Source organism: Burkholderia lata, from assembly GCF_000012945.1.
In the GTDB taxonomy this organism is placed as follows: Bacteria; Pseudomonadota; Gammaproteobacteria; order Burkholderiales; family Burkholderiaceae; genus Burkholderia; species Burkholderia lata.
The window spans coordinates 165,272-185,874 of record NC_007510.1; the positions used below are offsets into that span (position 1 = coordinate 165,272).

At 68.7% G+C, this 20,603-nt stretch carries 15 protein-coding genes, 1 tRNA gene and 2 riboswitches; of the genes, 6 read left to right on the forward strand and 10 right to left on the reverse strand.

Annotation, left to right across the window (positions count from 1 at the left end; all coding sequences use genetic code 11):
- Positions 1-131: 131 nt before the first annotated feature.
- On the forward strand, positions 132-368 hold the full coding sequence (gene vapB, locus BCEP18194_RS06645; RefSeq protein ID WP_041492713.1) for a type II toxin-antitoxin system VapB family antitoxin: 237 nt from the start codon (positions 132-134) through the stop codon (positions 366-368).
- Positions 368-769: a type II toxin-antitoxin system VapC family toxin gene (locus BCEP18194_RS06650; RefSeq protein WP_011350558.1), complete on the forward strand. Its 402-nt coding sequence runs from the start codon at positions 368-370 to the stop codon at positions 767-769. Before vapB ends, BCEP18194_RS06650 begins: the two co-directional genes overlap by 1 nt.
- A 67-nt stretch (positions 770-836) precedes the next feature.
- Here BCEP18194_RS06650 and BCEP18194_RS06655 read toward each other — a convergent pair whose 3' ends face one another.
- The 8 genes from BCEP18194_RS06655 to BCEP18194_RS06690 form a co-directional block, all read right to left on the reverse strand.
- Complete coding sequence (locus BCEP18194_RS06655; protein ID WP_011350559.1) at positions 837-2,225, reverse strand: L-serine ammonia-lyase; 1,389 nt, start codon at positions 2,223-2,225, stop codon at positions 837-839.
- Between the two features lie 30 nt (positions 2,226-2,255).
- The gene (locus tag BCEP18194_RS06660) at positions 2,256-3,392 is read right to left on the reverse strand and encodes an alginate lyase family protein (RefSeq protein WP_011350560.1); all 1,137 of its coding nucleotides are present in this window, start codon (positions 3,390-3,392) and stop codon (positions 2,256-2,258) included.
- Between the two features lie 151 nt (positions 3,393-3,543).
- Positions 3,544-6,471: an aminomethyl-transferring glycine dehydrogenase gene (gene gcvP / locus BCEP18194_RS06665; RefSeq protein ID WP_011350561.1), complete on the reverse strand. Its 2,928-nt coding sequence runs from the start codon at positions 6,469-6,471 to the stop codon at positions 3,544-3,546.
- Between the two features lie 147 nt (positions 6,472-6,618).
- Positions 6,619-7,002: a glycine cleavage system protein GcvH gene (gene gcvH / locus BCEP18194_RS06670; protein WP_041492714.1), complete on the reverse strand. Its 384-nt coding sequence runs from the start codon at positions 7,000-7,002 to the stop codon at positions 6,619-6,621.
- A 118-nt stretch (positions 7,003-7,120) separates the two neighbouring features.
- The gene (gene gcvT / locus BCEP18194_RS06675) at positions 7,121-8,239 is read right to left on the reverse strand and encodes a glycine cleavage system aminomethyltransferase GcvT (protein WP_011350563.1); all 1,119 of its coding nucleotides are present in this window, start codon (positions 8,237-8,239) and stop codon (positions 7,121-7,123) included.
- An 84-nt stretch (positions 8,240-8,323) separates the two neighbouring features.
- Positions 8,324-8,457, reverse strand: a riboswitch (glycine riboswitch).
- 34 nt (positions 8,458-8,491) lie between these two features.
- A riboswitch (glycine riboswitch) is annotated at positions 8,492-8,594 on the reverse strand.
- 113 nt (positions 8,595-8,707) lie between these two features.
- Positions 8,708-9,070 (reverse strand): hypothetical protein, encoded by a 363-nt coding sequence (locus BCEP18194_RS06680; RefSeq protein ID WP_011350564.1) that lies wholly within the window; start codon positions 9,068-9,070, stop codon positions 8,708-8,710.
- A 158-nt stretch (positions 9,071-9,228) separates the two neighbouring features.
- A complete protein-coding gene (locus BCEP18194_RS06685; protein WP_011350565.1) occupies positions 9,229-10,281 on the reverse strand; it encodes an oxidoreductase in 1,053 nt (350 codons plus the stop codon).
- A gap of 234 nt (positions 10,282-10,515) precedes the next feature.
- Positions 10,516-11,223 (reverse strand): SGNH/GDSL hydrolase family protein, encoded by a 708-nt coding sequence (locus BCEP18194_RS06690; protein WP_011350566.1) that lies wholly within the window; start codon positions 11,221-11,223, stop codon positions 10,516-10,518.
- 286 nt (positions 11,224-11,509) lie between these two features.
- Here BCEP18194_RS06690 and BCEP18194_RS06695 point away from each other — a divergent pair, with 286 nt between their 5' ends.
- Positions 11,510-13,597 (forward strand): UvrD-helicase domain-containing protein, encoded by a 2,088-nt coding sequence (locus BCEP18194_RS06695; protein WP_011350567.1) that lies wholly within the window; start codon positions 11,510-11,512, stop codon positions 13,595-13,597.
- Between the two features lie 98 nt (positions 13,598-13,695).
- Here the strand turns inward: BCEP18194_RS06695 and BCEP18194_RS06700 are convergent, their stop codons facing one another.
- Positions 13,696-14,586 (reverse strand): c-type cytochrome, encoded by an 891-nt coding sequence (locus BCEP18194_RS06700; RefSeq protein WP_011350568.1) that lies wholly within the window; start codon positions 14,584-14,586, stop codon positions 13,696-13,698.
- 251 nt (positions 14,587-14,837) lie between these two features.
- Here BCEP18194_RS06700 and BCEP18194_RS06705 point away from each other — a divergent pair.
- From BCEP18194_RS06705 to BCEP18194_RS06715, 3 genes are all read left to right on the forward strand, one after another.
- A tRNA-Arg gene (locus BCEP18194_RS06705) sits at positions 14,838-14,913 on the forward strand.
- 222 nt (positions 14,914-15,135) lie between these two features.
- Positions 15,136-15,465, forward strand: a complete 330-nt coding sequence (locus tag BCEP18194_RS06710; RefSeq protein WP_011350569.1) for a helix-turn-helix domain-containing protein — start codon at positions 15,136-15,138, stop codon at positions 15,463-15,465.
- A 153-nt stretch (positions 15,466-15,618) separates the two neighbouring features.
- A complete protein-coding gene (locus BCEP18194_RS06715) occupies positions 15,619-17,166 on the forward strand; it encodes a TIGR04222 domain-containing membrane protein (protein WP_041492715.1) in 1,548 nt (515 codons plus the stop codon).
- 70 nt (positions 17,167-17,236) lie between these two features.
- Here the strand turns inward: BCEP18194_RS06715 and BCEP18194_RS06720 are convergent, their stop codons facing one another.
- Complete coding sequence (locus tag BCEP18194_RS06720) at positions 17,237-20,602, reverse strand: glycosyltransferase family protein (RefSeq protein ID WP_011350571.1); 3,366 nt, start codon at positions 20,600-20,602, stop codon at positions 17,237-17,239.
- Between the last annotated feature and the right edge of the window lies 1 nt (position 20,603).

Here is a 20,603-nt window from a genome sequence, read left to right on the forward strand (position 1 = left end):
AAATGAACGGTAAGCCGGCGTTTGCTTCCGAATCGATACCGAGGTGAGCGCACATGTACACACATGGATTTACATCGTCGACCAGGCGGATATACTGTACATCCACAGTACATCCGGATGTTGAGGGCGACATGCATACGACGAGGGTATTTCGGAACGGCAACTCGCAGGCTGTGCGAATTCCTGCCGACCTTGCCTATGAGCGCAGTGATATCGAACTGGAAATCGAGCGCATCGGTGACGAAATCCGTATTCGGCCGGCGCGGCGGCCTTTGACGAACGTCCTCGATAAGTTCGCGAAATTCGGGCCGGATTTCATGGCCGAAGGGCGTGGCGACCACGAGCAGGCCGAACGCGAGGGTTTGTGATGGCGCGCTACATGCTCGACACCAACATGTGCCTCTACCTGATGAAGAATCAGCCGGAGCAGGTTGCGAGACGATTTGCGCAGTGCTACACGGGGGACGTCGTGATGTCGGCGATCACGTACGCCGAACTCGAGTACGGCGTCACCGCGTGCGCGAGTCCAGCGCGGGAGCGCGGCAATCTTGCCGCGCTGATCGACGATATTCCGGTCGCGCCGTTCGACGTCGCGGCTGCGCAAGCGTACGGCCCGGTCCGCGAGGCAACCCGCGATCGGAAGAAGGATCACCTCGACAAGCTGATCGCCGCACACGCGGTGTCGCTCGATGTCGTCCTCGTGACCAACAACGAGCGGGATTTCGACAGCTATCCGGGATTGCGGCTGGAAAACTGGCTGAACGACTAGTGCCGGGTACCGTGTCCGGCGGTCATGCGGGAGATTGATCCGTCCCGCGCGACCGCCGGATCCGGCATCAGCACTCGACGATATTGACCGCCAGCCCGCCGCGCGACGTTTCCTTGTACTTCGTCTTCATGTCGGCACCCGTCTCGCGCATCGTCTTGATCACGGAGTCGAGCGACACGTAGTGCGAGCCGTCGCCGCGCAGCGCCATGCGCGCCGCGTTGACCGCCTTCACCGACGCCATCGCGTTGCGCTCGATGCACGGGATCTGCACCATCCCGCCGACCGGGTCGCAGGTAAGGCCGAGGTTGTGTTCCATCCCGATCTCGGCTGCGTTCTCGACCTGGTGCGGCGTGCCGCCGAGCACGGCCGCGAGCGCGCCGGCCGCCATCGAGCACGCGACGCCCACTTCGCCCTGGCAGCCGACTTCCGCACCGGAGATCGACGCATTCAGCTTGTAAAGAATGCCGATCGCGGCGGCCGTCAGCAGGAAGTCGATCACGCCCTGTTCGTTCGCGCCGGGCGTGAAGCGCGTGTAGTAGTGCAGCACGGCCGGGATGATGCCGGCCGCGCCGTTGGTCGGCGCGGTGACGACGCGGCCGCCGGCCGCGTTTTCCTCGTTGACCGCGATCGCGTACAGGTTGATCCAGTCGATCATCGACAGCGGGTCCTGCAGCGCGCGCTCCGGGCTGCCCGTCAGCGTGCGGTACAGCTGCGGCGCGCGGCGCTTGACCTGGAACGGGCCGGGCAGGTTGCCGTCGGCTTCCGGGTTGCCGATTCCGCAGCCGCGCGACACGCACGACTGCATCACGGCCCAGATCTTCAGCAGGCCGTCGCGCGTCTCTTCCTCGGTGTGCCACGCGCGCTCGTTTTCCCACATCAGCTGCGCGATCGACTTGCCGGTCGACTCGGTCAGCGCGAGCAGCTCGGCGCCGGTGCGGAACGGGTGCGTCATCTGCTCGGCCGCGCTCAGCACCTTCGTGTTCGGTGCGCCGGCCGTCACGACGAAGCCGCCGCCGACCGACAGGTAGGTGCGCTCGACCAGCACGTTGCCGCTCGCGTCGGACGCGCGCAGCTTCATCCCGTTCGGGTGCTCGGGCAGCGCCTGGCGGTAGAACGCGATGTTCTCCTTCAGCACGAACGGCACCGGATGCGTGCCGAGCAGCGCGAGCTTCTTCGATTTGCGGATGTCTTCCAGCCGCGCGTCGATGGTTTCGGGATCGACGGTGTCGGGCGCGTCACCGAGCAGGCCGAGCATCACGCCGCGGTCGGTGCCGTGGCCTTTGCCGGTCGCGCCGAGCGAGCCGTACAGCTCGACCTTCACGTGTGCCGTTGCGTCGAGTTGTCCGTCGCGCTCGAGGCCCTGGACGAACATCAGCGCCGCGCGCATCGGCCCGACCGTATGCGAGCTGGACGGACCGATACCGATCTTGAAGAGGTCAAAGACGCTGACTGCCATGTTGATTCCTGCCTTGCTTTAAGAATAATGCTAGCGCGCCTGCAATGGCAGGCACGCGGCGAGCCATGCGGGCGGCGTTGGGGAAAGCTGCTGCGCGACGCGGGCATAGCGTCCGTCGAGCCGCGCGGCCAGATGAAAGAGTTCGGTGGCGTTTTTCGGGTCCCACTGCCCCGTGTAGCCCGGCAGGCCGGCCTCGCGGCGCTTCGCGTCGAACGGCACCGGCGAATTCACGAACTCCTCGTGCGTTTTCTCGCCGAGCGCGTACGGCACGAGCCAGTCGAGCGCGGCCGCGAGCGTCGCGCCGTTCGCGCCCCGTTCGCGCAGCCAGTTGCGGTTGAAGCGGCGCGCGGCGAGCGCGGCCGTCACCAGCGGCTGCAGGTCGTAGACCGCGTAATGCAGCGCATCGCGTTCCTCGAAGTCCCAGGTCTTGCCGTCCGGGCCGATGTTGTCGGCGAGATGCTCGACGAACAGCCGCTGCGCGGCATTCATCATCTTGCGATCGCCGAGCGTGAACGCGGACAGCGCGATCAGCTTGATCCGGTGGCTCTGCCAGTTGTTGCGCCAGGTGCCGGTGAGCGGGCGCTTCTGCGCGTCGATCTGCGCGACATAGCCGGCGCCGAGCTTCGCGATGAACGCGGCCGTCGCGTTGCGGGTCTTCACCGGCAGCGCGCTCGCGGTCATGTCGTACGCGACGATCAGGCTTTCAAAACGCGTCTCGTCGATCGGGTTGAAACTCGGCTGGTAGGTCGAAACCCACGCGGACAGGAAGCGGTCGACGAGCTGCAGGTAGCGCGGCGCGTTCGTCACGCGCCACGCGAGCGCCGCATCGCGCATCAGGTCGAGATCCTTCAGCGCGGCGGCGCTCTGGTCGTAGATACCTTCGTGCGGCAGCGTGCCCTCGGTGTGCACGCGCGCCATCGCCTTCGGCTGCTCGCCGATACGCGCGTCGACGCTGCGGATCAGCGCCTGGATGCCCGGCTCGGCCTGTGTCGTCTCGCTCGCCTGCAGTGCCGGCGCCGCGCAGAAATTCATCGCCGCGCGCGCGCTGCCGGACGCGCCGAGGCCGGCGGCGGCAAACGACAGCGACGCAACGAGCATCGGCACGACGCGGCGCGCGCGCGGCCGCCTTTGCATTGCACCATGGCCCGGAAACATCGGACGCACCATGCGGAACTCCTTCATTGGCTGGATCGCGTGTGATGTTAGCCGGATTGGCGGGCGAACGTGAACCGGTTCGAGCGGCGATCAAAAAAACCGCACGCAACCCCGGGTTGCGTGCGGTGCGGTCACCATCGGGCGGCTCCTGGCCTGGCGTGCGTTATGCGTATTCCGACATCGGCACGCACGAGCAGAACAGGTTGCGGTCGCCGTAGACGTTGTCCGCGCGGCCGACCGGCGGCCAGTACTTGTTCGTGCCGAGCGACGCGACCGGGTACGCAGCCTGCTCGCGCGAGTACGCGTGCAGCCATTCGTTCGCGGTGACGACGGCCGCCGTGTGCGGTGCATGACGCAGCGGGTTGTCCTCGCGGTCGGCGCGGCCTTCCTCGACGGCACGGATTTCGTCGCGGATCGCGATCATCGCGGCGATGAAGCGGTCGAGTTCTTCCTGCGATTCCGATTCGGTCGGTTCGACCATCAGCGTGCCCGGCACCGGGAAGCTCATCGTCGGCGCGTGGAAGCCGTAGTCCATCAGGCGCTTCGCGACGTCGTCGACGCTGATGCCGCTCGATTCCTTGATCGGACGCAGGTCGAGAATGCACTCGTGCGCAACCAGCCCGCCCGGGCCCGAATACAGCACCGGGTAGTGCGGCGCGAGGCGCTTCGCGATGTAGTTCGCGTTGAGGATCGCGGTTTCCGTCGCGGCGGTCAGGTTCTTCGCGCCCATCATCGCGATGTACATCCACGAGATCGGCAGGATCGACGCCGAGCCGTACGGCGCGGCCGATACCGCGCCGATGCCGTCTTCTTCACGCGTGTAGCCGGTCGAACGCTGGTTCGGCAGGAACTTCGCGAGGTGCGCGCCGACCGCGACCGGGCCGACGCCCGGGCCGCCACCGCCGTGCGGGATGCAGAAGGTCTTGTGCAGGTTCAGGTGCGACACGTCGCCGCCGAACTGGCCCGGCGCGGTCAGGCCGACCATCGCGTTCATGTTCGCGCCGTCGACGTACACCTGGCCGCCGTGCGCATGGACGATCTCGCAGATCTCGCGGACGTTCTGCTCGAACACGCCGTGCGTCGACGGATACGTGATCATGATCGCCGCGAGGTCCTTCGCGTGCTCGTCGGCCTTCGCCTTCAGGTCGGCAATGTCGACGTTGCCCTGCGCGTCGCATGCAACGACCACGACCTTCATGCCGGCCATGTGCGCCGATGCTGGGTTCGTGCCGTGGGCGGACGCCGGGATCAGGCACACGTCGCGGTGCGCTTCGCCGCGCGAGGCGTGGTAGGCGTGGATGATCAGCAGGCCCGCGTACTCGCCCTGCGAGCCCGCGTTCGGTTGCAGCGACACGGCTGCGTAGCCGGTGGCCGCGACGAGCATCTGCTCGAGCTGGTCGATCATCTCGCGGTAGCCGACGGTCTGCTCGGCCGGTGCGAACGGGTGGATGCCGCCGAATTCGGGCCACGTGACGGGCAGCATTTCCGACGTCGCGTTCAGCTTCATCGTGCACGAGCCGAGCGGGATCATCGAGCGGTCGAGCGCGAGATCCTTGTCCGACAGGCTGCGCAGGTAGCGCAGCATTTCGGTTTCGGAATGGTGGCGGTTGAACACGTGGTGCGTCAGGTATGCGCTCGTGCGCTCGAGGCCGGCCGGCAGCGCGGCGACGCCGGCGAGGCCCGCGTCCAGCGCGTCGACGGCCGGTGCGGTGCCGCCCGCGGCTTGCGCGAACACGGCGAGGAGATCGGCGAGGTCGTCGCGCGTCGTCGTTTCATCGACCGATACGCCGACTTGCGTGTCGCTCACGCGGCGCAGGTTGATGCGCTTCGCCTTCGCGAATTCGTGAACCTGCGCGGTGCGCGCGCCGGTGTCGATCGTCAGCGTGTCGAAGAACGTGTCGTTGACGGTCGCGAAGCCGAGCTGCTTCACGCCGGCGGCGAGCAGCGCCGCGATGCGGTTCACGCGCAGCGCGATCGTCTTCAGGCCGTGCGGGCCGTGGTAGACCGCGTACATGCTGGCCATGATCGCGAGCAGTGCCTGCGCAGTACACACGTTCGACGTGGCCTTCTCGCGGCGGATGTGCTGTTCGCGCGTCTGCAGCGCGAGGCGCAGCGCGGGCTTGCCCTGCGCGTCGACCGTGACGCCGACGAGGCGGCCCGGCATCTGGCGCTTGAATTCGTCACGCACCGCGAGATACGCGGCGTGCGGGCCGCCGAAGCCCATCGGCACGCCGAAGCGCTGCGTGTTGCCGATCGCGACGTCCGCGCCCCAGTCGCCCGGCGGCGTCAGCACGGTGAGTGCGAGCAGGTCGGCCGCAACGACCACGTGGCCACCGGCCGCATGGATCGCTTCGGTGAGCGCGCGGTAGTCGCGCACGTCGCCGTTCACGCCCGGGTACTGCAGCAGCACGCCGAATGCATTGGCTTGCGCAGCGTCGGCGGCCGGGCCCGTCTTGACCTCGATGCCGACCGGCAGCGCGCGCGTGCGGATCACTTCGAGCGTTTGCGGCAGCACGTCGTCGGCGACGTAGAACACGTTCGACGTCGGCTTGCCGGTGCGCTGCAGCAGCGTCATCGCTTCGGCGGCGGCGGTGGCTTCGTCGAGCAGCGACGCGTTCGAGATCGCGAGGCCCGTCAGGTCGGCGACCATCTGCTGGAAGTTCAGGAGCGCCTCGAGGCGGCCCTGGGAAATTTCGGGCTGGTACGGCGTGTAGGCCGTGTACCACGCCGGGTTTTCGAGCACGTTGCGCAGGATGACGGCCGGCGTGTGCGTGTCGTGGTAACCCTGACCGATATACGAGCGGAACACCTCGTTCTTGTCCGCGAGAACCCGCAGTGCGGCGAGGGCTTCGGCCTCGCTCTTCGGCTGCGCGAACGGGCCGAGCGGCAGCGTTTCGGCGCGGCGGATCGAGGCCGGGATCACGGCGTCGATCAGGGCGGCGCGCGACGCGAAGCCGAGCGTGTCGAGCATGGCCTGCTGGCTGGCGGCGTCGGGGCCGATGTGGCGTTCGGCGAACGCGTCGTGCGTTTCGAGCGCGGCGAGCGAGAGGGGCGTGCGGTTCATCAGGCGGTCCGGGTGTTCGAGCTTCATGGCGTTCCTTGGTCGGCCCGAGGGGGTGCTTCGACACCGGCTCGGGCCGCATGCTTGGCAATCGGCCGGAGCGTGCGCCTGGACGCTTGCTCCGGCTTCGCGCGAGGCAGGGCGGCTGACCTACCCCGCGCGATACGAGTGAGAAAGTTAGTCGCCGATCAGCTTCTTGTAAGCGTCGGCGCTGAGCAGGTTGTCGGTATTGGCGCCGGCGGCGAGCTTGATCTTGAACAGCCAGGCTTCGTACGGATCGCCATTGACATCTTCCGGCGTGTCCGCAGCGTCCTGGTTGAACGCGATGATCTCGCCCGATACCGGCGAGTAGATGTCGGATGCAGCCTTCACCGACTCGACGACGCCGATGGCGTCGCCTGCCTTCACCTGCTTGCCGGCTTGCGGCAACTCGAGGAACACGATGTCGCCAAGCGTGCTCTGTGCGTGATCGGTGATGCCGACCGTCAGCGTGCCGTCTGCTTCGGTGCGGATCCACTCGTGTTCGTCGGTGTATTTCAGATCGGCCGGGACGTTGCTCATCGGAAGCTCCTGATTAAAAGGGTTTATTCGTTTTGCTGACGCGCCGCCGGGGCGCGCCGGGTGTGGTGTTGCGCCGGGCGCCATCTCCCGGCTTCCCGGGAGGCGGGCCTCCCGGCCGTTACGCAGCGAGGACCTTGCCGTTGCGCACGAACGGCAGTTTTACCACGCGCGCGGGAAGATTCTTGTCGCGAATTTGCACCTGGACCAGGTCGCCGATCTGGACGGCCGCCGGCACGCGCGCGAACGCGATCGATTCCTGCATCGACGGCGAGAACGTGCCGCTCGTGATCTCGCCTTCGCCGTGCGGCGTGACGACCTTCTGGTGCGCGCGCAGCACGCCGCCGGCCTTGCCGTTTTCCTTCTGCAGGATCAGGCCGACGAATGCGGCGCGGGTGCCGTTGGCTTCCAGTGCGGCGCGGCCGACGAAGTCGCGCGGCGCGGTAAGGTCGACCGTCCACGCGAGGCCCGCGTCGAGCGGCGACACGGTGTCGTCCATGTCCTGGCCGTACAGGTTCATGCCGGCCTCGAGGCGCAGCGTGTCGCGCGCGCCGAGCCCGCACGGGCGCACGCCGTTTTGCTGCAGCGCGTTCCACAGCGCTTCGACGTGCACGGCCGGGACGATCACTTCGAAACCGTCTTCACCGGTGTAGCCGGTGCGCGCGACGGTGAGATCGCCGAACGGCGTGCCGGCGACCTGCGCGGCGTTGAACGGCTTCAGTTCGCTGGTGGCGGCGCGCGCGGCGGGCACCGTCGACCACGCTTTTTCGCGGGCGTTCGGGCCCTGTACGGCGACGATCGCGAAATCGCGGCGCGGCGTGATCGTGACGCCGAAGCCGCCTTGCTCGTTCAGCTGGTTGAACCACGCGATGTCTTTCTCGGCCGTGCCGGCGTTGACGACGACGCGGAAGAATTCCTCGGTGAAGTAGTAGACGATCAGGTCGTCGATGACGCCGCCCTGCGGATTGAGCAGGCACGAGTAGAGGGCCTTGCCGGGCGTCTTGAGCTTGCCGACGTTGTTCGCGATCGCGTGCTCGAAGAACGCGCGCACGCGGCTGCCGGTGAAATCGACCACGCACATGTGCGACACGTCGAACATGCCGGCGTCGGTGCGCACGGCTTCATGCTCTTCGATCTGCGAGCCGTAGTTGACGGGCATGTCCCAGCCGCCGAAGTCGACCATGCGGGCATTGAGCGCGCGGTGCGCGGCGTTGAGCGGGGTGTGATTCAGTGCAGTCATCGAGGCCTCAGGCAAGGCGCTTGCGCGCGGATCAGAACGGCCATGTGCCGACCACCGCGGCCAACGGCCTGCGAGCGATCCGGTACATGCCCCTCTGTCCTCGATACCTGAGAGATTGCGCTGCCGGCCGAGCCTGGCGAACGCGCGCCCCTTCGGTGGGCAGCTTGCCCGCGCAGCGGATGCGCTGCGGGCTACTGCCGCTCTCCAGAGTGCGGGGAGAGTGTGGCCCGCGCAATGCGCGGACGGGATTCCCCGACGCGGTCGGTCCTTTTGCCTGAGAGTTTGCGGGTGTGCCCCTTCGGCGGCGCAACCGGTGCTGAAACAGCCTGGTTACACGCTCTCCCGACGCGTGCGGGCGACTGTACGCGAGCGGGTGGGCCTTGTCAATTTGAGCAAAAGAATGTCGCTTCGCGACAAGCGACGGCAACCGGTGCCGCCGCTTTTTCCGCTCCGGCGGGCGCCGGTGCGTTACTCGCCGATCGCGCGCGCGGCCGTGTCGAGTTCCTGGTTCAGCACGCGCTGCTCGTCGCCGGACAGGCCGCCGCTGTGTTGCGCGGACATGTCGTTCGATTCCTGGCGAATCACGTCGAGGCGGTGATGAAGCTGTGCGCCGTAGGGCGGCGGGTAGTAGCCGCCGTTCACGCGCGCATCGATGCGGCGGTGCAGGTTGTCGATCCGGCCCTGGATCTGCTGCATCCGCTCGTTCGCGACGACCTGCGGATTGGGCCGCGGCGGGGGTGCCGGGCGGACCGGCTGCTGCGGCTGCACGATACAGGCCGCAAGCGAGGAAACCAGGACGCAGCACGCTGCTGCGCGAATCAACCGTTGCATCAACATTCTCCTGACGGATTGGTGTCGGATCGACTTTTTTGAGAAACGCATCAGACCGGTCTACCGCTGACTTTCGTTCCCCCGGCATTTGTAACCGAATGTTCCGGTTGGTCCACGCGCACCCGCGCGGGCCGGCCGCTACCGGCCCGCGCGCGGTGTCAGATCGTGCGCCGTACGAACGGCAGCCGGCGGCCGTCGTGCTCGCTCTGCGCGGCGAGTTCGATGATCGTCATCACGTCGACGGCGTCCTGCGCGGTGACGGGGAACGGCGCGCCGTCGTGGATCGACGCGGCGAGCGCGCGGTAGAACTCCGCGTACTGGCCGTCGAGCGTCGGCACCGGGCGCTCGACCTCGACTTCGCCGTCGAGCACGCGCAGCAGGCCGGGCGGGTTGCCGCCGCCGAATTCGACGTCGTCCGTGGTGAGGCCGGCCTTGAGCTGGTCCTCCTGCGTGTCGAGCCCGAACTTCTGATAGCTGCCGCGGGTGCCGTGCAGCGTGAAGCGCGCGGGTTCGATCGCCGACAGCGCGCTCGCATGCAGCGCGACGTCCTTGTCCGGATAGCCGAGCTGCAGGTGCACGAAATCGGGCGCCGTGCCGTTGTCGCGGCGCGTCTTGACGGTCGCGCTCACCGTTTCCGGCAGGCCGAACAGCGCAAGCGCCTGGTCGATCAGGTGCGGGCCGAGGTCGAGCAGCAGGCCGCCACCACGGGCGGGCTCCTCGCGCCAGCGCGTGCGCGGCGTCGGGCGGAAGCGGTCGAAGTGCGATTCGAAACAGGTCAGCCGGCCGAGCTCGCCCGATTCGACGATGCGGCGCACGGTGAGGAAATCGCCGTCCCAGCGGCGGTTGTGGAACGGCGCGAACAGCCGGCTGCGCGCATTCGCGAGCCGCGCGAGCGCGAGCGCCTCGTCGGCGGTGAGCGTGACGGGCTTGTCGACGACCACGTGGCGGCCGGCTTCGAGCACCTGGCGTGCGAGCGCGAAGTGCGTGTCGTTCGGCGTGGCGATCACCACGCACTCGATGTCGTCGAGGCCGAGCAGCGTGTCGAGATCGGGGACGACGCGCGCGCCCGGATACGCCGCCTGCGCGCGATCGGGCTGCCCCGTCGCGATCGCGGCGACTTCAGTGCGGCCGCTCGTGGCGATCACGGGCGCGTGGAACGTCGCGCCGGCGAAACCGAAACCCATCAAACCAATCCTGAGCAATGACGACATGGCAATCCCTGGCTGCGAAGGAAACTAAAGGACGGTGCGCCGAGACGGCGCGAAGACGACCGGCTATTTTGGCATGGCGCCGCCGCTTGCACTGGCGCGTTCGGGCGAAACGCGCGTCGCGATGCGGCGTTTGCGCAAGGAAAGCCGGCATTTTGCGCGGGCCTGCTGGACGCCCGCGCCGGGTTGCCTGTCGGCTTGCACGGTGAACGGCCGGCGCTGGGGCGCCGCCCGGCGTCATGCCGCTGCCTGTCGCCGCACGGCGGCGGCGACCTGTGCGGCCCATACGGCGCAGGCGGTTTCGCCGGGATGGAAACCGTCGGTGGCCATCAGGCGGCGCTCGAGCGGCAGCTCGACGCGCAGGAACGTGCAGTGCGGCTGCGTGGCGGCCCATCCGGCGAGCGCCGTGTTGAGCCGCTTCGCGCGCAGCCCGAGATACCACGCGAGCGGCTGCGGCAGCGCCGGAAAGCGCTCCATCGGCGGCACCGCCGACAGGATCGCGTGCCCGACCCGGAAGCGTGCGGCGAGCAGCCGGACGAGCTCGGCCTGCTGCGCCTGCCAGCGGGCCGGCGGCACGCCGCCCGTCACGTCGTTGACGCCGAGCGACGTGACGGCCACGTCGAACGGCTCGGCCGGCTCGGCGGCGAGCCAGTCGACGAGCTCCCGCGTGGTCAGGCCGGTGCGCGCGAGCAGCTTCCAGCTCACGCGGTGGGTGGCCGCGAGCGCGTTCGCCAACTGCCCGGATAGCGCGTCGCGCTGCGTCGCGACGCCGACGCCCGCGGCGGCCGAATCGCCGACCACCAGCACGCGCAGCGGCGGGCCGTCGCCCGCCACGCCGTCGCGCGGGCCGGCCGCCTCGGGCAGCCGCGGCGTGACGCGGCGCACGTAGCGCCCCTGCGCGAACAGCAGCGGGCCGAGGGCAGCGGTGGCGAACGGGTATCCCATGAGGTCGATCCGGTGGCGGTTCAGGTGATGGAAACGGGCCGGCGCGGGGCGGCGCCGGCGTGGACATATTGTGGCCGATCGGTGCGCGAACGGGGCCGGATTGGCCGAACGGACAGGGGGCGGCCGGCCGGTCGGCCCGCGCAGCCCCGTCCGGCGGCGCTCCCGAAAAGCGCGCCGCCGACGTGTTAACATGCGCGTCCTGCCCGCGTGTCCGCCTGCTTCGCCAGCCCGCCGCGCACGGCATCCTCCCGGCGTTCCGCCGTCAACCGCAACACCATCCGCCATCATGTCCGCAGGCCTGAATCCCGCCCAGAACGAAGCGGTGCGCTACCTCGACGGTCCCTGTCTCGTGCTCGCCGGCGCGGGCAGCGGCAAGACCCGCGTGATCACGCAGAAGATCGCGCACCTGATCGAAGCGAAAGGCTTCGAGCCGCGCCACATCGCCGCCGTCACGTTCACGAACAAGGCGGCCGCCGAAATGCGCGAGCGCGTGTCGAAGCTGCTCGAGGGCAAGACGCTCACCACGCCCGGCAAGGAAGGCCGCAAGGTGCCCGTCAACCAGCTCACCGTCTGCACGTTCCACTCGCTGGGCGTGCAGATCCTGCGCCAGGAGGCCGAGCACGTCGGCCTGAAGCCGCAGTTCTCGATCATGGATTCGGACGACTGCTTCGGGATGATCCAGGAGCAGATCGGCACGACCGACAAGGGCCTGATCCGCAAGATCCAGAGCACCATCTCGCTGTGGAAGAACGGCCTGATCATGCCCGACGAGGCGATGACGATCGCGGCCAACGAGGACGAGCACCAGGCCGCGCTGGTCTACCGCAACTACGTCGCGACGCTGCATGCGTACCAGGCGGTCGACTTCGACGACCTGATCCGCCTGCCCGCCGAGCTGTTCGCGAAGAACGAGCAGGTGCGCGACCGCTGGCAGAACAAGCTGCGCTATCTGCTGATCGACGAGTACCAGGACACCAACGCGTGCCAGTACGAGCTGCTGAAGCTGCTCGCCGGCCCGCGCGCGGCGTTCACGGCGGTGGGCGACGACGACCAGGCGATCTACGGCTGGCGCGGCGCGACGCTCGAGAACCTCGCGCAGCTCGGCAAGGATTTCCCGAAGCTGCACCTGGTCAAGCTCGAGCAGAACTACCGGTCGACGGTGCGCATCCTGACCGCCGCGAACAACGTGATCGCGAACAACCCGAAACTGTTCGAGAAGAAGCTGTGGTCCGAGCACGGGATGGGCGATTCGATCACCGTCACGCCGTGCAACGACGAAGAGCATGAAGCCGAGTCGGTCGTGTTCCGGCTGTCCGCGCACAAGTTCGAGCGGCGCGCGCAGTTCCGCGACTACGCGATCCTGTATCGCGGCAACTTCCAGGCGCGGATCTTCGAGCAGGTGCTGCGGCGCGAGCGGATCCCGTACGTGCTGTCCGGCGGCCAGTCGTTCTTCGACAAGGCCGAGATCAAGGATCTGTGCGCGTACCTGCGGCTGATCGCGAACGCCGACGACGATCCCGCGTTCATCCGCGCGGTCACCACGCCGCGCCGCGGGATCGGCAACACGACGCTCGAAGCGCTCGGCTCGTTCGCGGGCCAGGCGAAGGTGTCGCTGTTCGAGGCCGTGTACATGGGCGGGATCGAGGCGCGGCTGTCCGCGCGCCAGGTCGAGCCGCTGCGGATGTTCTGCGACTTCATCCAGCGCCTGACCGAGCGCGCGGACAAGGATCCTGCCACCGCCGTGCTCGACGACATGATGGAGGCGATCCACTACGAGGCGTACCTGTATGACGCGTTCGACGAACGGCAGGCGCAGTCGAAGTGGCAGAACGTGCTCGAATTTCTCGAATGGCTGAAGCGCAAGGGCACCAAGCCCGAGACGGCGGCCGTCGACGGCGAGGCGGAAGGCTTCCACAACGCGGACGGCCTCGCCGATACGGGCAAGAACCTGCTCGGCCTGATCCAGACCGTCGCGCTGATGTCGATGCTAGAGGGCAAGGACGAGGACCCGGACGCCGTGCGGCTGTCGACCGTCCATGCGTCGAAGGGGCTCGAGTATCCGCACGTGTTCCTGGTCGGCGTCGAGGAAGGCATCATGCCGCACCGCGGCGGCTCCGAGGACGACGGCCCGATCGACAACGAGCGGATCGAGGAGGAGCGCCGGCTGATGTACGTGGCGATCACGCGCGCGCAGCGCAGCCTGCACCTGAACTGGTGCAAGAAGCGCAAGCGGGCGCGCGAGACGGTCGTGTGCGAACCGTCGCGCTTCATCCCGGAGATGGGGCTCGACGAGGCGCCGCCGCCGACGCCGGAAGAGGCGCCGATGTCGCCGAAGGACCGGCTCGCGAGCCTGAAGGCGTTGCTGCAGAAGTGATGCCGAGCGTTCCGGTGGAGCGCCGACAAAACGACAAAACAAAACCCCCGCGATGCGTAGGCGTCGCGGGGGTTTTTTACTGCACGGCCGGGCCGGTGTTATTTCGACGCGTTGACCATGTAGTCGACGGCGGCCTTCACATCGGCATCCGACGCGCTCGACCCGCCCTTCGGCGGCATCGCGCCCTTGCCGTGCAGCGCGTAGTTGTAGACCGTATCCATCGAGTCCTTCAGGCGCGGCGCCCAGTCTTCCTTGCTGCCGAACTTCGGCGCTCCGAGCACGCCCGCCGCGTGGCAGGCCTGACAGGTCGACGTGTACAGCGCCTTGCCGGCGTCGGCGCCGGCCGGGGCAGCCGCAGCCGCGGGCGCTTCACCGGCCTTCGGGATCGCAGCGATCGCGGCCTGGGCCGCGGCGATTTGCGCGCTGGCGGCGTCCGCCGTGCCCGACGCGGCTGCGGCGCCGCTGGCGAGCTGCGCCGCGTTGGCGGCCGGTGCGGCCGGTTCGGGGAAGTTCGCGCCGTCGTTGTTCGCCATGTAGACGATCGCACGGGCGATTTCATAGTCGCTGACGTCGTCGGGGCTCGTGCCGCCGCGCGGCGGCATCGCGCCCTTGCCGGCGAGCGCCGTCTTCAGCAGCGTGTCGAAGCCTTGCGAGATGCGCGGCGCCCAGTCGTCCTTGTTGCCGAACTTCGGTGCGCCGGCGGCGCCCGTGCCGTGGCAGGTCACGCAGACGGCCTTGTAGACTTCCTCGCCGGTCTTGTACGTGCGGGGCGCGTTGGCGTCCTTCACGTCGACCTTGGCGAGCGGGGCGACACGTGCGGCAACCTGTTCGTCGGATAGCGCGTCCGTGCCGGCGCCGTAACGGAACGCATGGTTCGCATAGTTGGCGAACAGGACGATCAGGATGATCGGAATCGCGAACGACGCGATGATGACGGCAATCAGCTGCCCGGGGGTTTTGACGGGAGATTCGTGGGGTGCTTCGCTCATGCTTGCCTCGTCTCCATGATTAGGAATTGTGAGCGCGGTGCAACGGCAAATGGCAGTCCAATGAAGCCCGGTCGATTATAGACGGAACGTTTACATCACGGCGAGCGGTGCGATGGCGCGTGTTTACCCGCACGCAGCGTGGCCCGGCGGGGATTCGTCGGGCAAGGTGGACGCGTCATGGGAAACCGGGTATCCTTGCCGTCTTGCCCATCGTGGGCGGCCTGTATATTGGGGTCGCTTCACTGTCACAGGCGCCCGTAGCTCAATGGATAGAGTACTGCCCTCCGAAGGCAGGGGTTGCTGGTTCGATCCCAGCCGGGCGCGCCAAAACATGCCTGTTCAGGCACTCTGCGGTTTCATCGCTTCGTCGTTTTCCCGTTTGCAGTAATATCCCGGCCGGTTAGCGGTTTTCGATCGCATGCGCATCCGATCCGGCTCAGTCGTTCGCCGGTCCGGTTCGACGTGCTCGAAGCCCGTCTGACGGCGCCGATTGAAAATGTCGACCGAAACGAGAAATAGCCGCGCCGCATCGCGGGCGGCGATCACCGCATGAGCAAATCACTCCCCGTTCAGTTCATCAACGGGCCGGACGGTACGCCGGCCTTCGTCGTGATTCCTTACGCCGACTATGTCGCGCAGCAGCGGATCACGCCCGATCCGGTTCCGCATGAAGTCGTGACGCGCGCCGTGTTCGACGGCAGTTCGCCCGCGCGCGCGTGGCGCGAGTATCTCGGGCTGACGCGGGCCGAGGTCGCGCAGCGGATCGGCATCAGTCGCTCGGACTACGCGAAACGCGAGAAGCGCGAGAAGCTGCGCAAGTCGGTGCGCAGGAAGATCGCGGCCGCGCTCGGCATCACGCTGGCGCAGCTCGATTTCTGACGCGCGGGCCGGCGAACGCGTCGGCCGCCCCGGATGCCCCGGACGCAGCCGGCGTGCCGGTGCCGTGTTGCCTTGCCGTTGTGCGAGAATCGCCCGCAACGACAACTCCAAGCGACGATCGCGGCGGCCGTCCGCGCATCGCGCCGACCCCCGATGGCTGCCATCCCGTCTCCCTCGACCGCAGTCGATACCCGCGCGCTGACCGATGCGCAGCAGGCGCTGCTCGCGCGTCTGCACGACTATTCCCCCGACGACCCGACCGCGCCGCTGCCGTACAGCCGGCGCCTTGCCGAAGCCGAAGGCTGGTCGCATGCGCACGCGCTGGCGGTGATCGACGAATACAAGCGCTTCGCGTTTCTCGCGCAGGCGGCCGGACATCCGGTCACGCCGTCGGTCGCGGTCGATGCCGCGTGGCATTTCCACCTGCAATACACGCTCGAATACTGGGACGTCTTCTGCGCCGGCGTGCTGCGCGCGCGGCTGCATCACATGCCCGGCACGGGCGCGCCGGACGAAGCCGCGCAGTACGCGCGGCACTACCGGCAGACGCTTGACAGCTACCGCAGGCTGTTCGGCTGCGAGCCGCCCGAAGCGATCTGGCCTCGCCCCGTGGCCGAGCCGGCCGTGGCCGCCGACGCCCCGGTGCAGCGCGCAGGACTGCGCGACGGCCCGTCGAGCGCGCCCGCCGCGCGCCCGCGACGCTGGCGGCGCTTCGCGAAGTTCGCGTGGCCGACGGCGGCGATCAGCGTCGCGGCGACCTGCGCGAGCGCGAGCGATTTCAATGTGCTGGACTTCTCGGGGCCGGACTTTCTCGGGTTGTTCTACGTGCCGCTCTGCATCGCCGCGCTGCTGCTGATCGCCAGCCTGCAGTGGATCGAATACCGCCACCGTGCGTGGGGAACGCGCGCCCCCGAATCGTCGCCCGACCTGAGCGCGGAGGAAGCGGCATATCTCGCGGGCGGCGGCGCGCGGATGGCGCAGGTCGCGATGCTGTCGCTCGCGCATGCCGGTGCGATCGAGCTGCGGATGAGCAAGGTCCACGGCGCGCGGGTGCGGATCGGCGATCCGCGACACGCAGGCGCGTATGGCGCCGACTGGGAATGGCTGAAGAGGCAACCCGGCGGCGAGACGAGCTGCCACGCGTTTCGTCAGCGTCTCGCGTGGCGCGAAGCCGACTGCGCCGTAGCGTTGCAGCGCAAAGGCTGGCTCTGGGCGCCGGGCGAGATGCGGGCGACGCGGATGGCCGCGCGCGCGATCCTGCTGCTCGTGTTCGGCGCGGGCGCGGCGAAGCTCGCGGTCGGCCTGACCCGCGGCCGGCCCGTGCTGCTGCTGATGATTGTCATGACGGCGTTCATGGTCGCGTACCACTTCATGGTCGGACGCCTGCCCGGCTTCGGGCGCGGCGGCATGACGCGCGGCGGCGAGGCGGCGCTCGACGCGCACCGCGACCAACGCCGGGGCGACCGCGCGACGCCGGACGGGCTCTTGTGGACGGCCGCGTTGTTCGGCGCCGGCGCGCTCGCCGGCACCGTGTGGGCCGTGCATTCGAAAGTGCTGATGGCGCCGCCGCCCGTCGCCGTGAATACCGGCGGGTCGAGCGGGTCGTTCGACTCGGGCGCCGGGGACAGCAGCAGTTCGAGTTCGTGCGGAGCGTCGAGCTCATGCAGCTCGAGCAGTTGCGGCGGCTGTTCGAGCAACTGAGCACAGGGCGTGCTGCCGGGATAGCGCGCCGGGCCGCCAGCGTCAGGCAAGCGGCACGGCACGCGCCGAACTACGCGATCGCGGCATCGGCGTGCGTGCGTGCCTGCGCAGCCCGCCCGTCGCCCGCCTCGACGATCAGCGTCCAGTCGAACGCCGGCAGTGCGCAGAGCTGCTCGACGGTGGCCGTGTACTCGTGCGCGGGCGCGTGCAGATAGCGCACCTTGTCGGTCCATTCGGGCAGCGGCGCCTGCGACGTGGTCAGCACGACCGCCAGCAGATCCTGTTCCGGCCGCCTTGCGATTTCCTGCAGGCTCAGCCGGACCTTGTCGAGGTCGCCCTCTGCGTCCAGGATCAGCGCGCCGGGGATCGGCGCATCCGGCCGGGCGGGCGGGTTGCCGATCGCGCCTTTGTCGATGCACTGCTGATACACATGGCGATAGCGCGGCAGCGCCTGCTGCAGCGCGTGATGCTTGCGGACCTTCGCCTGCGCCGTGCGCGCGAGCCCGCGGCGCAGCGCCGGGTTCGCGATCAGCCGATCGAGCGCGTCGACCCAGGCCTGCGGCGCATCCGGGACCAGCAGGCCGTCGCAGCTGTCGTGCAGCGCGAAGCGATAGGCTGGCCGGTCGCTGACGATCGAGGCGATGCCGGCCGCCGCGTATTCCTGCCACTGGATCGTGCTCGTGCCGGCGTTGTAGTCGTGGTCGGCGAGCGGCAGCAGCGCAATGTCCCAGCGCCGTTCCGGCAGGCGTTGTGCGTACGCGTCGTAGTCGTGAAGCTCGGGCTCGCACCCGGCGGCCGGGTGGCCGGCCCAGCCCGGCGGGACGTCCGTGCCGACGAAACTCACCCTGACCTTGCCGGGATGGCGCGTGCAGATCGCCTGCAGCGCCGCGTCGACGAGCGCGAAGTTGTCGGCGCGCAGCGACGCGCCGGCGATGCCGATCGTCACGCAGTCGTCGCCGCGCGCCGTCACGGGGCGGTAGAACCGGTCGAAGTCCACGCTGTCGGGCAGCACGTGAACGCGCGGGTGCGACAGCCGGTAGCGGCTGGCGATGAACGGCGTGGATACGACCACGGCGTCCGCGTTGCGCAGCACGAGCTCGATCCCCGCGCGGGCCATCCCGCCTTGCGCGGCGAGCGGATGCGCGGCCGGCAGGTCGGTCAGCAGGTCGTCGGTCTCGTAGATCACCGGCTTTTCATGCTTGAAGATCGTATACAGGTCGTTGCCCGTCAGCATGCCGGGCGTCAGCCGGTGCAGCAGGATGGCGTCGGCCGTAGCCAGCGCGCTGCTGTCGATCTGGCCGTCCCGGAAGCCCGGGACGAGCTCCCATTCGTCGTTCAGCAGACCGAACGGCAGCGTGAGGCGAATTCGCGACGACGCGCATGCGTCCGGGTCGATCGAATACACGACCAGGCGCTTGCCGCGCGGTGCGGCGTCCGCAGTCGCGGCGACGGGCGCCAGCGTCCGGTTCTCCGCCAGCAGCCGCGCGTACAGCGCACCGTGGCGCGCGGCGTTGCGGCCGATGTCGTGCTGCGCGCGGATCGCATCCTGCGCGGCCGCGGCGAGTTGCGCGCGGGTTTGCGGATGCTCGATCAGGTGCGCGATCGCGTCGACCCACGCGTCGGCGGTGTCGGCGACGAGCCAGCCCGTGCGGCCGTGGACAACCGAGCAGCCTTGCGCCGGCGTGGCGACGAGCACCGTGGCCGCGCCGGCCGCCGAGCATTCGAGCCATGCGCGCGGCGGCGCATCGTCGCGCAACGTGACCGGCGCCGCGACCAGCGCGATGTCGAGGTCCGCGCGCTTCAGCGCGTCGGCGTAGCGGTCGTAAGGGGCAGGCTCCGCGATCAGCGTGACGTCCGGTTCGCGGTCCCAGCTGGCCGGCAGCGCCGCGCCGACGAACGACACCCGGAGCTTCCCCGGAAACCGGCGGCGGAGCTCGGCCAGCGCCTGGCGGACCTGCTCGAGACGCACGCCGTCGAGCCCGGTGCCGGAAACCGCGAGGTTCACGTGGTTGCGCACGCCGGGCGCCGCGCGGTGCAGACGCTCGAGATCGACGTCGGTCGGCAGCACGTGGACCGATGCGTTGACATGACGGTACTGCCGCACCAGCGCTTCCGACGGCACGACGAGCGCATGCGCGCGCTGCACGGCGCTGCGGATGCCCGCCTTGCGGCGCGCGTTGTCGGCCGCGCCGGGGAGGTCGGCGAGCAGGGTGTCGAGCGGCACGTCGATGTCGAGGACGACCGGCTTCCCGAACGAGAACAGGTGTTCCAGCGTGGCGGCGGACAGCAGGCCCGGCGTGTCGCCCTGCAGCACGATCAGGTCCGCGCGCTGCAGCGCGTCGGGATCGATGCCGGCTGGCGTGACAGGGAATGTCAGCGCCCATTCGCGGTCCAGCCGCGCGAACGGCTGCGCGAAGCGCAGGCTGGTGCGCGCGTGGTCGGCCGGTTCGGCGGTGACGACAGCGATGCACGAGCGCGGCGCGGTCGCGGGCTGTCCCTGGGCGGCGCCCGTCGCGACGGCCTGCGCATCCAGCTTGTCCGCGTGGGCCTGGGTCCGCTCGACGAAGTTCCGCAACTGCTGCCAGAACGTCTCCTCTTCCTTCAGGTAGACGCTGCGCGCTTCGTGAACCGTGGCCTTCGCGTGGGCGATCTCGTGTTCGTCGAGCCCCCACGCGATGCCCTTGCCGTCCATCACCCACCGGAACGGTTCCGGCAGCGACGCGTCATTCATGATGCATACGACCGGGCAGCCGCACAGCAGCGCTTCGAACACGGCGGTGGACCATTCGTACATGTACACGCACTCGACCTGTCGGAACAGCGCCGCGAGTTCGTGCGCCGAACGTTCCGGCACGCGGGTCGAGATTTCGATCGACTCGGCGGTGACCGGATGCAGCGTGCCGCCGCGCCGCAGGTGACGATTGATGAAGACGGCCGTGCCGTTGCGGCGGGCGTCGTCGACACCGTCGCTGTTGAAGATGCGCGTGTCGACCAGCGGCATGCGCAGCAGGTCCGCCTTCCATTCTTCGGGCACCAGCGACGGCCCGAACGTGAAGATGAGGTCGTCCGGCTGCAGGGTGATCGGTTCGCCGTTGATGCGGCCTGGCTCGGCCAGCAGGTAGCGCACGACGCAGCGCGCGTTGAACGGATTGCCGGTGACGACGTCCGGGTAGACGACGATCGGGCTGCGGTTCGCGCCGGCGTGCGCCTGCACGATGTCGTTGGTCAGCGGCGGCGTGCGCAGCTCAGGATGCACGACCGGCGTGCAGACGTACGCTTCGTGGCCGAGCAGGTTCAGCGCGTGGCACAGGTAGTGCATCGCGCGGATCCCGCCGGAGGTTTGCCGGAAATTCGGCGCGAGTATGTAGTACGGGTGGTCGAGTCGCGTAAAGATGCGCGAACCGCTGTGCGCCAAGCCAGGTTTGGGAGTCGTCATC

Excerpts from the sequence above, each read along its gene's own strand:
- BCEP18194_RS06685 (WP_011350565.1), bottom strand. The coding sequence starts at position 10,281 with ATGTCGTCATTGCTCAGGATTGGTTTGATGGGTTTCGGTTTCGCCGGC.
- BCEP18194_RS06700 (WP_011350568.1), bottom strand. The coding sequence starts at position 14,586 with ATGAGCGAAGCACCCCACGAATCTCCCGTCAAAACCCCCGGGCAGCTG.
- gcvH (WP_041492714.1), bottom strand. The coding sequence starts at position 7,002 with ATGAGCAACGTCCCGGCCGATCTGAAATACACCGACGAACACGAGTGG.
- gcvT (WP_011350563.1), bottom strand. The coding sequence starts at position 8,239 with ATGACTGCACTGAATCACACCCCGCTCAACGCCGCGCACCGCGCGCTC.
- BCEP18194_RS06715 (WP_041492715.1), top strand. The coding sequence starts at position 15,619 with ATGGCTGCCATCCCGTCTCCCTCGACCGCAGTCGATACCCGCGCGCTG.
- gcvP (WP_011350561.1), bottom strand. The coding sequence starts at position 6,471 with ATGAAGCTCGAACACCCGGACCGCCTGATGAACCGCACGCCCCTCTCG.
- BCEP18194_RS06695 (WP_011350567.1), top strand. The coding sequence starts at position 11,510 with ATGTCCGCAGGCCTGAATCCCGCCCAGAACGAAGCGGTGCGCTACCTC.
- vapB (WP_041492713.1), top strand. The coding sequence starts at position 132 with ATGCATACGACGAGGGTATTTCGGAACGGCAACTCGCAGGCTGTGCGA.
- BCEP18194_RS06680 (WP_011350564.1), bottom strand. The coding sequence starts at position 9,070 with ATGCAACGGTTGATTCGCGCAGCAGCGTGCTGCGTCCTGGTTTCCTCG.
- BCEP18194_RS06710 (WP_011350569.1), top strand. The coding sequence starts at position 15,136 with ATGAGCAAATCACTCCCCGTTCAGTTCATCAACGGGCCGGACGGTACG.
- BCEP18194_RS06720 (WP_011350571.1), bottom strand. The coding sequence starts at position 20,602 with ATGACGACTCCCAAACCTGGCTTGGCGCACAGCGGTTCGCGCATCTTT.
- BCEP18194_RS06655 (WP_011350559.1), bottom strand. The coding sequence starts at position 2,225 with ATGGCAGTCAGCGTCTTTGACCTCTTCAAGATCGGTATCGGTCCGTCC.
- BCEP18194_RS06660 (WP_011350560.1), bottom strand. The coding sequence starts at position 3,392 with ATGGTGCGTCCGATGTTTCCGGGCCATGGTGCAATGCAAAGGCGGCCG.
- BCEP18194_RS06690 (WP_011350566.1), bottom strand. The coding sequence starts at position 11,223 with ATGGGATACCCGTTCGCCACCGCTGCCCTCGGCCCGCTGCTGTTCGCG.
- BCEP18194_RS06650 (WP_011350558.1), top strand. The coding sequence starts at position 368 with ATGGCGCGCTACATGCTCGACACCAACATGTGCCTCTACCTGATGAAG.